Origin of the sequence: uncultured Lacinutrix sp., assembly GCF_947500605.1 — a bacterium.
Lineage (GTDB): Bacteria > Bacteroidota > Bacteroidia > Flavobacteriales > Flavobacteriaceae > Lacinutrix.
Genome location: NZ_CANMSJ010000013.1, coordinates 59,088 through 72,121, shown reverse-complemented (window position 1 = coordinate 72,121; position 13,034 = coordinate 59,088). Strand labels below are relative to the sequence as shown.

Genomic DNA, 13,034 nt, shown 5'->3' with positions numbered 1-13,034 from the left:
AGGGATTGAAACGGCATCCTTTTTGCTTTTTCGGCAAAAAGATATAGTGGAAAGCCCGACCTTTAGGTAACGCCCAAGGTATTTAATAAATATTACTTGTGTTGTTTTTATTAAATTAAAAAATGCTGAACATATTATATAATCTGCTAATAAAGAAGGATTTAACATTAATCACTCATGCTTTTGGGCTTCTGAAAAGATATACTTAAAAAATAATTAAAAATTTTTGTAACAAAATGTACTCTTTGTACGTATAACCACCGATAGCAAAATATTCACGTCCATTTTCGGACACAAATTATAACTTATTTAGATGAGACAACTTAAAATTACCAAGCAGGTTACCAACCGTGAGACCGCATCGTTAGATAAATATCTACAAGAAATTGGAAAAGTTGACTTAATTACCGCAGATGAAGAAGTTGAATTAGCTCAACGTATTAAGGCTGGCGATCAAATCGCACTTGAAAAATTGACTAAGGCTAACTTACGTTTCGTTGTATCGGTAGCTAAGCAATACCAAAACCAAGGTTTAACGTTACCAGATTTAATTAATGAGGGTAACTTGGGTTTAATTAAGGCGGCTCAACGTTTTGATGAAACGCGTGGTTTTAAATTTATCTCTTATGCTGTATGGTGGATTAGACAATCTATCTTACAAGCTTTAGCTGAACAGTCTCGTATTGTACGTTTACCGTTAAACAAGATTGGTTCTATTAATAAAATAAACAAAACTTTTGCTTTTTTAGAGCAAGCACATGAGCGCCCACCAAGTGCTGAAGAGATTGCTAAGGAATTAGACATGACTATTAATGACGTTAAGGAATCTATGAAGAATTCTGGTCGTCACGTAAGTATGGATGCTCCTTTAGTTGAAGGTGAAGATTCTAACCTTTACGATGTATTAAATTCTGGTGAGTCTCCAAATCCTGATCGTGAGCTTTTACATGAGTCTTTACGTACTGAGATTGAACGTGCTCTTGAAACATTAACGCCTCGTGAGGCTGATGTTATTAGATTATACTTTGGTTTAGGAAACCAACACCCAATGACCTTGGAAGAAATTGGTGAAACTTTTGACTTAACACGTGAGCGTGTAAGACAAATTAAGGAAAAAGCAATTAGAAGATTGAAACATACTTCTAGAAGTAAAATACTAAAAACTTACTTAGGATAAATCTGAGTTACCTTAACAAACAGTTATTCATAACTGTTCGTTTTTTGATTGATGAAGAACCCAGAGCTGATTACTCTGGGTTCACTCATTTTACACCTTATTTTATTATTTTAAATTACTATATTTAAACATGCTTAAAACTATTTGCTATACAAGTGAAGTAAATTCTTCTATAAAACTCATGGAGCTGGAAGCTTTATTTAACCAAACTCAATCTAAAAACAATAGCCATAACATTAATGGCGTTTTGGTTAAAAGAAACAATTTGTTTTTTCAAGTAATAGAAGGTAATCCTATTATTATTGACACTGTGTATGAGCAAATAAAAAAAGACTCGAGGCATTCTAATATTATTGAGTTTTTAAACAAACCAATTACAGAGCTTAGTTTTAAATCTTTTGAAATTGGATATTCTATTGTTAAAGACATGGATACTCTTTATAGCTTACAAAGTTATGTTTTAGAATTAGAAAAAAACAACAATAAAAACAGCGCTCTGTTTTTACAAATAATTGAAGACCTACTTAGCGACAAATAATAAAAAGCATTAGCTTTGTGCAAACAACACAAAACTAAATAAAATGTCTATTAAATTAATTGCACCTTCAATGCTTGCTGCCGATTTTGGTAACTTACAACGTGATACAGAAATGGTTAATAATAGTGATGCCGACTGGTTTCATATTGACGTAATGGATGGTCACTTTGTGCCAAACATATCTTACGGAATGCCAGTAATTGCAGCTATTAAAAAACACGCTACAAAACCTTTAGACGTTCATTTAATGATTGAAAAGCCTGAGCGTTACATTGAGGAATTTGCTAAGGTTGGCGCAGATATTATTACTGTTCATCACGAATCTACTGTACATTTACACAGAACGCTAAGACAGATAAAGGATGCTGGCTGTAAAGCTGGTATTGTTTTAAACTTAACTACACCTATTTCGGTTTTAGAAGACATTCTTCCTGAATGTTATATGGTATTATTAATGTCTATTAACCCTGGTTTTGGTGGACAAAAATTTGAAGAGATCACTTATCAACGCGTGAAGAAATTGCGTAAAATGATTAATGAGCAAGGTCTTGATACCAAAATTGAAATTGATGGTGGCGTTACAGATAAAAACATTGAGAAATTAGTGGAAGCTGGCGCTGATGTTTTTGTTGCTGGAAGCCATGTTTTTAAAAGCAATAATCAGCCAGAAACAATAAAGAATTTAAAAAACTTAGCTAATAAATAATAGCTAATATTTACCAAACGGTAACTGAGTTAAATCTACATTACCGCCTGATAATATTACACCAATTTTTTTATTTAAAAATTGGTGTTTTTGCTTTATAATAGCTGCTAATGCTGTAGCACTTGATGGCTCCACAACAATTTTTAATCGTTGATATATTAATTGCATTGCTGCAACTATTTCGGTTTCCTCAACTCTAATAATTTGTTTTACCTGTTGTTTAATTATTGGAAAATTTACATCTCCCAACTCTGTTCTTAATCCGTCTGCAATAGTATTTGTAGTACTATTACTTTCTATTTTTCCGCTGAGTAACGATCTATAAGCATCGTCTGCTTCCTTTGGCTCTGCTCCTATAACCTCACATTTACCTCCAAAGTATTGAGCTGCTAATGCTGTACCTGCGATTAACCCACCACCACCAACTGGCGTAATTATATAATCTAAATTATTATAATCTTCTAACAACTCTATTGCTGCAGTGCTGTTTCCTATAATAACGTTTAAATTATTAGATGGATGAATAAAAGTTGCTCCTTTTTCTTCTACAATATCATTTGCTGCATTTTGCCTCGCTTCTACTGTAGGTTTACATTCTGTAATATTACCGCCATACCCCAAAACAGCATTTTTTTTTACTTGCGGCGCATTTTCTGGCATGACAATGTATGCTTTTACATCTAAACTTTTTGCTGCTAAAGAAACTGCTTGAGCGAAATTACCAGATGAATGTGTTACCACACCTTTTTCTAGTTGAGCTTCGCTAAGTTGCATAATAGCATTTGTTGCTCCCCTCATTTTAAACGCCCCCATTTTTTGAAAATTCTCACATTTAAAAAACAACTCAGCACCTACTATATTATTTAATAATTGTGAACTTAAAACAGCTGTTTTATGAACGTGAGGCTTTATAAGCTTGCTTGTTTTGGAAAGTGTTTCTTTATTCATAGCTTTATTCAGAAGTTATAGCATGTTTAAGATTTGGAGTATTCTTGAAGCTTTAAGAGCTTCAAATAATTAATAGTTTGCAAAATTAAAGTTAAGCATTTGTTGAACATATTTATACACTTTAGGAAAATGGGTTTTAAATTCTTTTGGTGTTTCAAAAAAGCATTCAATTAATACCGAAAGAAATTCGAAATGATTAGTAAAAGCATAGGCTCTAAAGTATTTAGTATTTATAAGCTTAGCTCTTACTTCTGGATTTTTCTGAAGAAAATCTGTTAAATCTAAAAACCTGTTTTTAAATAAATACGCACTAATATCGTTCTCTTTTAAACTATTAAAATGCATCGCATGGGCGACTTCATGAATACCAAGATTTAAATTATCGTTACCTATATTATAACCTTCAATAAAATCTTCCCAAGACAAAACTAAACTTCTTAACTTAGGATTATACTCACCTTTATGATTTTGTTGACTTTGCTTAGAATAGTATTGAGAAGGATATATTATTATAAAATCGAGCGTTTTAATTAAATACTTTCTAAAACCAAAAGTTAACATTACTGCGGTTGCAGAAACTAACACTTTTATCTCGTCTGTTATTTGCAAACCTTCTCTACCAACAAATTTCTTATCGCGAATAAAACAAACCATCCGATGATGAAAATTACGTTTCTCTTCATTAGTTAGTTTATTATAAAAATCGAACTGATCCTCTAAAATGTTAATCTGATTTTTATTTAATTTTCTTTTAAATAAATGATTAAAAACAAAAAATGGTTTTAGCTTTCTCCTAGCATATACTTGTTCTAGAAATTTAAATGAATGGTAACCAATTATAGTTGCCATACCAATATAAAATATTAATGAAAATACTTCTGATTGTATTCCTACAGGCTCTTGTAATACTTGGGAAAATAATAAATTCATTTAAAAACAATACATATTAAAACGAATGAGAAACACTACTATTATTCTATAAATAAGAAGAAAAACAATTAACCCAAAGCAATTACATTATTTAAAGAAAGCATCACTAAGTTTTAATGCAGCTGGCCATTTTTTAGACCTACTTACTTTAAAATCTTTTATAGCATTAGCATTGTCATTTAACTTTAAATAAGACACTCCTCTACTGTATTCTGGTCTGCCGTTACTTAAATATTTGTCGTTAATTACCTTTGTAAAATAAGGAATAGCTGCTTTATAATTTTGTGTAAGATTCTCAAGTAAACCTAATTTAAAATGCGTTGGCAAATTATTTGGTTCCAATTCTAAAACTTTCAAGAATTGAATCCTAGCATTAGCATAATCTTTCTTATCGAAATAACTATTACCTTCTTTAAAGTACTTAGTCATTTCATCTATAACACCTTTACCTAATTTACTTGCAATAGCATCAGATTTAGATTTCTTAGACATAATTTTATCAAGTTCACTTTTAAAATTTAAAAGTTCTTTATCGTAAGGATAACTTTCTAACGCGTAATTAACTTTACTTAGAGCTAAAAAATCATCTCTATAATATATTCTTATATCATTACACATGTGTAACCAACCTGTAATATTTCTAGGTCTTACATTAAAATGTCTGTCGTATAATTCAAACAATGCTACAGTATCTTTACGTTTCTTATAAATATCTTTAAGAATAAAGAAATTAGATTCGACACTTGGTGCTGCATCAAAAACTTCTTTAGAATAAGCAAATGCGCTATCTTCATTCTTAAGAACATTATATGTCATAGCTTTTAATGTTCGAGGCCACAAATCATTCTCTATTCTAGCAATAGAAGTATCCAAATATTTTAATGCGATATCATACTCCTTATCATTGATAGCAAACATTGCTTTAATATCATCATTTGTAGTCCCAATTTGGTTTACATAAGGATAGTCTGGCAACATACCAATTATCTGTTTGTACGAGTATTTAAATTTTTGAGTAAAGGCATCTTTAGTTTTTAACTCTTTCATTAAAGTGAATTGCACTTTTGATGCACTATAATCTCTGAAAAGATTAAAGCTATTTAGTAGCAGTAAAAAGACTACTGAGAATCCTATTAATTTATTTCTTTTTGAAATTTCAATCTTATTTAAAACTTCTTCTTCTTTATATGAAAGACTTAAAATAGTAGCAAGCACTAATGCAAATACAACTTGAATTGGTGCTCTATCGTGAGGGAAGTTAAAAAAGGCATCTATAGCATACCCGATAAGAGCTAAAGCAATCGCTACAGCGAAAAACTTTTCAGAATTAGTTTTCAAATTCTTAAAGTAAATAATTAGGAGTATGAAACTTAATACGTAAACACTTAAATATAACAAGAATCCTATTATCCCAGTTTCAGCTAAAGCTTGAAGAAAATCATTATGCACCTGTGTAGAAAATATAACTTGCTTATTACTTCGTTTTATAGCAAGATCACTTTTTGAATTATGCCTATAATTACCTACTCCAACACCTATAATAGGTGATTTTTTAAAATCTTTAATAGCAGAATTCCAGATTCCTAACCTTCCGTTACCATCAACTAAATTTGTTTTTCCTTTTGGGTTATACAAATCCTTCTCTAGTTTAGTTGAGAACAAATTTTGGTATGAGTTTAACTTTCCTTCATGTATCTTATTTATAGACAAAGAAAACCCAAAAGCAACAAATGCCGCAATTACTAATGGCAAGACAATAGAAACACTTTTCTTGATAGAATATTCTGAAATTAGAAAATAAACTACAGAAAAGGCTACCAACATTATAGCCATTATTAATGCTGCTGTTCTTGCTCCAATTAAAAATAGACCTGCTATTACAAAAAAGATAACTATTAAGGAAAGTACTTTTTTTAAACCTTTTAATTGCTGAAAAACATACAATACAAATGGAAGTTTAATTACTAATGCACTTGCTAAGATATTTCTATTACCATAACGATGCGGAATACTTTGTAATAACTCAGCAGTTCTTAGCTCACTAGATTTAGATAAAAAATAATAAACAACTTCAAAAGATTCTATAAATAAAAAGACACTTACTAATATGCTTATTCCTAAAAAGTTAAACAGCTTTTTATCTCTAAAAACTACATATAAATTAAAAATACTAAATATAAAAGTGACTATTCTTGATATATAAACTAGGCTTTCATCAATAATTATTGATTGCGTCATCGATAAACAAGACACTATAAATATTAAAAATTGAATGCCAAAAAATATCTTTACATATTTAGAAAAAGAAAAGGATAAATATCCTGGTACAAATAAGTAATACGAAAAGACTAGGACATTTAATATACCTATATAAAACCATTGCGTAGCTGCAAAATCGAAAGCACCTAATGAAGGTACAAACATTGTTATTAAGTATAAAAAAATAATAACATAATTTGCATTACTAGTTTTCTTTAGAAGCCTTTTCATTGTATTAAATTATAAATTACGAAAACAAATTACAAAATGAAATTAATTGAACAAAGTTCTAATCAACTTAATTAAATAACTACTTTACCTGCTATTTGTGACCGTGATAGGAGTCGAACCTACAACCGTTGGAGCCGAAATCCAGTGCTCTATCCAATTGAGCTACACAGCCTATTAGTATTACCTAAGACAATTTACTTTTTACAATTGTAGAAATTGTTTTACCATCTGCTCTTCCTGCAACAGCTTGATTAACTATACCCATTACTTTTCCCATATCCTTCATCCCTTCTGCTCCAGTTTTTGCAATTGCATCTTCTACTAGTTTCCCAACTGCTTCTTCACTCATAGCCTCAGGTAAAAACTGAGAAATCACCTCTGCTTCTTCCAATTCTGGTGTAGCCAAATCTTCTCTTCCTTGTTCTATAAAAATAGCAGCACTATCTTTACGTTGCTTTACTTGCTTTTGTAATATTTTAAGCTCTTGCTCTTCTGTTAATTCTTCCTTAGCACCGCTTTCGGTTTGAGCTAATAATATTGCAGATTTCACAGCTCTTAAAGCAGTTAAGGCTACAGTGTTTTTACTTTTCATTGCCTCTTTTAAGGCTGTCATTATATTTGTTGATAAACTCATGTTATATATATATATATTTTTGGTTACGAAGATAGGAAAAAGTATGAAGCTTAATAAAGCCTCTACCTTTAAAAAACAAAACCCAAAACGTGAGGGACGTTTTGGGTTTTAAAGAATAAAATATTTTTACTATACTATTAAGAAATAGTGTTTAATCTACATTATCATGTAAAAATGAATTATTATTTCTTAATTGAATATCATCATTGTCATCTATACTTAATGTTGTTTTAGATACGGTACTTTCTGATGACGAATGTCTTGCTTCATCCAAACTCAAACCTTGACGTTTATAAGCTGGGATTTTCTCTATATCATCTATTTTAGCAGCATTAAATTTATGATTAAAAGACTTCATTTTTGATCTTCTATCATCTGCTCTTTCTTTTAAAATATCAGAAATAGAACTGTTCATTGGATCTAGATCCTCTTCATTAGTTTCTACTTCCTCTTGAGTAATCACTTTCTTTTCGAAAACAATCTCTTCATCTACAACTTCTTCAACTTTAACTTCTTGCTTTTTTGTGTTAAAAGACATAACAGGCTCTGCATAATCCTCAAGAACGTGTCTCACTTCTTCGTTATTACTAACTTCGGTAGCTGGAATTAATTCTACGTGATCTTTTACTTCAATTTCATTTAAATCGAAAACTATATTCTGCTCTGTTTCTAACTCAACCTCTACACTTTCCTCCTTAATAGGCATGTTGAAACTTAAAGTTATTTGCTTTTTTTCTTCTTCCTCTTCAACTTCGCTTGCAATAAAATTGTTAGCATTATCTTTAGTAGAAGTAATAACAAATTCTTCTTCAGTATTAAAAGTCGCTATTACTTCATCATAAACAACATCGATGTTTTTGATAACTTCTGAAGTAGGAATCAATCCTAAAGCTTCTAAAGAAACACTTCTTTGCTTATTTACCAAATTCATCTCCATTACACTTAAAGGATCTTCGGTATCATCATCTAAATTCAAAGTATGCTTCACCACTTTTGGTGGTTCTGGTTTTTGTATAACAACCTCTGGTGCAACAACAGCTGGAGCAGCTTCGTTTGATGTTAAATTCTTTTCTATACTTTGATCTTCCTCTAAAGCATGAATAACTTTTTTAGTTTCTGTATTAGAAATCTCGTCCTGCTGCTCTATATTAAAACCAGTTGCTATAATTGTTACAGCAATAGACTCCTCTAAAGATTCATCTTCACCAACACCCATAATAATGTTAGCGCCATGTCCTGCTTCTACCTGTATGTGGTCGTTAATTTCACCTATTTCATCAATAGTAATTTCTTGAGAACCAGAAACGATTAGCAACAATACGTTTTTAGCTCCAGTAATTTTATTATCGTTTAATAATGGTGAATCTAATGCTTTAGAAATTGCTTCGAATGCACGATTTTGCCCTGAAGAAGTAGAAGAACCCATAATTGCGGTTCCACTATTACTTAATACAGTTTTAGCATCGCGTAAATCAATGTTTTGCATATAATGATGCGTAATCACCTCTGCAATACCACGAGAAGCTGTCGCTAAGACTTCGTCTGCTTTTGAGAATCCGGCTTTAAAACCAAGATTACCATAAACCTCTCTTAATTTATTATTATTAATCACAATTAAAGAATCTACTTCATTACGAAGTTTTTCGATTCCTATTTGCGCTTGTTCGTTTCGCATTTTTCCTTCAAACTGGAAAGGCATGGTTACAATACCTACTGTTAAAATGTCCATTTCTTTGGCCATTTTAGCAATAATTGGTGCTGCTCCTGTTCCTGTTCCACCTCCCATTCCTGCTGTAATAAATACCATTTTAGTATTTGTTCCTAGCATTTGCTGGATGTCTGAAAAACTTTCTACAGCAGATTGCATCCCAACATCTGGGTTTGCACCTGCCCCTAATCCTTCGGTTAAATTAACTCCTAATTGGATTTTGTTTGGTACACCACTATTTTGAAGAGCTTGTGCATCTGTATTACAGATTACAAAATCTACTCCTTTAATACCTTGTTGAAACATGTGGTTAATAGCGTTGCTACCACCTCCTCCAACACCAATAACTTTGATGACGTTAGATTGATTTTTAGGTAAATCAAAGGCGATACTTTCGAATTCTTTGTTGCTCATAAAATTCTATTTATTTGGATCAATTTTTAGACGCTGTATACAGCGCCTCTTTAATATTTTTATTATTCAGCGTTGTCTAAAAAATCTTTAACACGCTCTGTTAGCGCATCTAAAAAAGAGCGCTTTGGTTTTACTACTGGTTCTACTATTTCTTCTTCTACAACTTCTTCTATTTCATTTTCTATTACTTCTTCTATAATCTCTTCTGCTTTTACACGATCTTGACGTTTTAAACCATCCATTACTAAACCAACAGCTGTTGCAAATAATGGGCTTGTAATAGCATCATCACTATCTCCTGCTAAATGCTCGTTTGGATACCCTACTCTTGTATCCATTCCTGTTATATATTCAACTAGTTGTTTTAGGTGCTTTAATTGTGCGCCTCCTCCAGTTAAAACAATACCAGCTATTAGCTTTTTCTTTTGCTCTTCGTGACCGTAATTTTTAATTTCGACATACACTTGCTCAACTATCTCTACTACTCTTGCATGAATAATTTTAGATAGATTTTTAAGCGTAATTTCTTTTGGCTCTCTACCTCTTAATCCAGGAATAGAAACAATTTCATTATCTTTATTCTCTCCTGGCCAAGCAGAACCAAACTTTATTTTTAATAACTCAGCTTGCTTCTCTATTATAGAACAACCCTCTTTTATATCTTCTGTTATTACGTTACCTCCAAAAGGAATAACGGCTGTGTGCCTAATAATTCCATCTCTAAAAATGGCTAAGTCTGTTGTTCCTCCTCCTATATCAATTAAAGCAACACCTGCTTCTTTTTCTTCTTGACTTAACACTGCGTTTGCAGATGCTAAAGGCTCAAGTGTAATACCTTCCAATTCTAAACCTGCGCTTTTTACACAACGTCCGATATTTCTAATTGAAGACACTTGACCTACAACAACGTGAAAATTAGCTTCTAATCTCCCTCCATACATTCCAATAGGCTCTTTTATCTCAGCTTGCCCATCTACTTTGTACTCTTGTGGTAACACATGAATAATCTCTTCTCCAGGCAACATAACAAGCTTATGCACTTGATTGATTAAACGCTCAATATCGTCTTCGTCAATTACCGTTTCAGAATCTGCTCTTGTAATATAATCACTATGTTGCAAACTACGAATATGCTGTCCAGCAATACCCACAGTAACTCCTTCTATTTTAGTAGCTGCTGCTGCTTCTGCTTCTTGAACAGCCAATTGAATAGATTGAATTGTTTGCGTAATATTATTTACAACACCACGATGTATACCTAAACTTTTAGACTTACCAATGCCTAAAATTTCAACCTTACCATATTCATTTTTACGACCAATCATAGCCACAATTTTTGTGGTTCCTAGGTCTAATCCAACTGCTAAATTCTGTTCCATAGTTTATACTTTAGTGCAAACAACCTGATTTTCAAATTGCAAATTCACTTTACTGTATTTATCTAAACTTTTATCTTTAATTGCTTTTTTAAAAAAAGCTTTAAGATTGTTTATTTTTTTATCTAAATGTTCAAGTTTTCCAAATTGTACAATAAAATTACATTGCCTTAATTTTAAATTAATTGACATGTCTTTATTTTGAATGATCTCGACAACGTTCTTTTTCATGAATTCATCACGCTCTATTCTGCTAGCAATAGCAAAAACGTTGGTTAAATTTTTCTTCGACACTTCACCAGTAACCATTGGCACTCGCGCAGTGAAATTAGACGACAAAGGCATATAACCACCTTTACTATCAATATAGTAAGAGTCTGATTTTAAAACTCTTGCAATAGGTTCTTTTTGTTTAATTTTCGCTGAAAAATCGCCATTTACGTTTAAATAAATCTCGGCCTTTTCAATCATTGCGTTAGTATTCAGGGCAGATTCTAAACCATGTAAATCTAAAGTTTCTTTAGGTACACTCGCAAGTGGTTGCTGATTTTGTATTAACAATTTACTAACAGTAGCATGCGTAATAAAGGGCTTTTGCTCTTCTACAAACTCAATAGTTGCTTTAGCCACTTTTCTGTTACCATTTCTAGCTGAAGAAAAAGCAAACAAAAACACGACCACACTAAGCAGTACAACACCTTTTATGTAGCTCCAATTAACTTTCATGAACCAACGCCTTTTTTATTTTTTGTACTTCTACACCTATATCTCCCGCACCTATTGTAAGGATGATTTTGGCTTTACTTTCTTTTATTTTCTGAATAATCTCAGATTTCTCTATTAATTCTTTATTCGTGTTCTCTATTTTACCCAATAACCAACTAGATGTCACACCTTTAATTGGCAATTCTCTTGCTGGATAAATATCCAACAAAAGTACTTCATTAAATTGCGAAAGACTACTAGCAAACTCTGCTGCAAAATCTTTAGTCCTCGAGAATAAGTGCGGTTGAAAAATCGCCAACACTTCATCATTAGGATACATTTCTCGCACCGCTTGATGCACTGCATTTATTTCTTCGGGATGATGCGCATAATCATCAATAAAAACAAGATCATCTGTTTTTATTTGATACGTAAAACGTCGCTTTACACCTTTATAAGATGCCAATGCCTTAATAAGATCACTTGCTGGCACACCATACTCTAAAGCCATTGCTAAAGCAATTAATGCATTAGATAAATTATGCCTACCCGGTAAATTAAATTGAACTCCCTTAAGCACTGTACTTGGTGTTTTAACATCAAACACATAAGCACCATTTTCTATTTTTATATTTTGAGCCGAATAATCCGCATCATCCTCAATACCATAAGTAATACCTTTTAAAGGCAAACCATTTTTAACAAATAGCTTTCCGTTTGGCTTTAATCTTTTCGAAAAATCCTCGAAAGTTTTAATTAGCTCTGAAGCATCTCCATAAATATCTAAATGATCTGCATCCATAGATGTTATACAAGCCAAATCTGGTGACAAAGTTAAAAAAGAACGATCAAATTCGTCTGCTTCTACAACACTTACCTCATTACCATTTAATATTAAATTAGAATTATAATTCTCGCTAATACCACCTAAAAAAGCAGTTAACGGAACATTACATTCCATCATAATATGACCAAGAATACTTGTGGTAGTCGTTTTACCATGCGTTCCTGCTACTGCTAGACAGAACGTGTTTTCTGTAATGAGTCCTAAAATCTCCGAGCGCTTTAAAACCTTAAACCCATTATCTTTAAAATAATTAAGTTGCTTATTATCTTTTGGAATTGCAGGCGTATAAACAACTAGTGTTTTTTCTGAATCTAAAAACGAACTTTCAATAACATCGATAGCATCATTAACAGTTACACCAACACCTATATCTTCTAAGGCATTTGTAATGTCTGTTTTCGTTTTATCGTAGCCCGCAACTTGCTTATTAGCGGCTTTGAAATAACGAGCAATAGCACTCATTCCAATACCTCCAATGCCTACAAAGTAGATGTTATGTACGTTGTTTAAATTCATATTTTTAATTTTGTGATTCAGAGCTAAGCGAAGCATCTATAATTT

General features: G+C 31.9%; 11 protein-coding genes and 1 tRNA gene. 3 read left to right on the top strand and 9 right to left on the bottom strand.

The window, feature by feature from the left end; genetic code table 11:
• Positions 1–313 precede the first annotated feature (313 nt).
• The 3 genes from Q0935_RS15175 to rpe all read left to right on the top strand — a co-directional run bounded on the left by Q0935_RS15175 (position 314) and on the right by rpe (position 2,421).
• Positions 314–1,177 carry a sigma-70 family RNA polymerase sigma factor gene (locus Q0935_RS15175; protein ID WP_055435630.1) on the top strand — a complete coding sequence of 288 codons (864 nt, stop codon included), beginning with the start codon at positions 314–316 and terminating at the stop codon, positions 1,175–1,177.
• Positions 1,178–1,307: 130 nt separating this feature from the next.
• Positions 1,308–1,715 (top strand): BLUF domain-containing protein, encoded by a 408-nt coding sequence (locus Q0935_RS15170; protein ID WP_299254792.1) that lies wholly within the window; start codon positions 1,308–1,310, stop codon positions 1,713–1,715.
• A 43-nt stretch (positions 1,716–1,758) separates the two neighbouring features.
• Complete coding sequence (gene rpe / locus Q0935_RS15165) at positions 1,759–2,421, top strand: ribulose-phosphate 3-epimerase (RefSeq protein ID WP_299388058.1); 663 nt, start codon at positions 1,759–1,761, stop codon at positions 2,419–2,421.
• A gap of 3 nt (positions 2,422–2,424) precedes the next feature.
• On the opposite strand, the gene Q0935_RS15160 is transcribed toward rpe, so the two are convergent.
• The 9 genes from Q0935_RS15160 to murC all read right to left on the bottom strand — a co-directional run bounded on the left by Q0935_RS15160 (position 2,425) and on the right by murC (position 12,989).
• Positions 2,425–3,369: a pyridoxal-phosphate dependent enzyme gene (locus tag Q0935_RS15160; RefSeq protein WP_299388055.1), complete on the bottom strand. Its 945-nt coding sequence runs from the start codon at positions 3,367–3,369 to the stop codon at positions 2,425–2,427.
• A 69-nt stretch (positions 3,370–3,438) separates the two neighbouring features.
• Positions 3,439–4,299, bottom strand: a complete 861-nt coding sequence (locus tag Q0935_RS15155; RefSeq protein WP_299388052.1) for a zinc-dependent peptidase — start codon at positions 4,297–4,299, stop codon at positions 3,439–3,441.
• Between the two features lie 87 nt (positions 4,300–4,386).
• Entirely contained in the window at positions 4,387–6,789 is a 2,403-nt protein-coding gene (locus Q0935_RS15150; RefSeq protein ID WP_299388048.1) for an O-antigen ligase family protein, read from the bottom strand.
• Positions 6,790–6,887: 98 nt separating this feature from the next.
• Positions 6,888–6,961, bottom strand: a tRNA-Arg gene (locus tag Q0935_RS15145).
• Positions 6,962–6,973: 12 nt separating this feature from the next.
• Entirely contained in the window at positions 6,974–7,423 is a 450-nt protein-coding gene (locus Q0935_RS15140) for a GatB/YqeY domain-containing protein (RefSeq protein WP_299388045.1), read from the bottom strand.
• Between the two features lie 151 nt (positions 7,424–7,574).
• Positions 7,575–9,545: a cell division protein FtsZ gene (gene ftsZ, locus Q0935_RS15135; RefSeq protein ID WP_299388042.1), complete on the bottom strand. Its 1,971-nt coding sequence runs from the start codon at positions 9,543–9,545 to the stop codon at positions 7,575–7,577.
• A 62-nt stretch (positions 9,546–9,607) separates the two neighbouring features.
• Positions 9,608–10,924 (bottom strand): cell division protein FtsA, encoded by a 1,317-nt coding sequence (ftsA, locus tag Q0935_RS15130; RefSeq protein WP_299388039.1) that lies wholly within the window; start codon positions 10,922–10,924, stop codon positions 9,608–9,610.
• Between the two features lie 3 nt (positions 10,925–10,927).
• The gene (locus Q0935_RS15125) at positions 10,928–11,647 is read right to left on the bottom strand and encodes a cell division protein FtsQ/DivIB (protein WP_299388035.1); all 720 of its coding nucleotides are present in this window, start codon (positions 11,645–11,647) and stop codon (positions 10,928–10,930) included.
• The gene (gene murC, locus Q0935_RS15120; RefSeq protein WP_299388032.1) at positions 11,637–12,989 is read right to left on the bottom strand and encodes a UDP-N-acetylmuramate--L-alanine ligase; all 1,353 of its coding nucleotides are present in this window, start codon (positions 12,987–12,989) and stop codon (positions 11,637–11,639) included. The genes Q0935_RS15125 and murC overlap by 11 nt, the downstream gene beginning before the upstream one ends.
• Positions 12,990–13,034 lie beyond the last annotated feature (45 nt).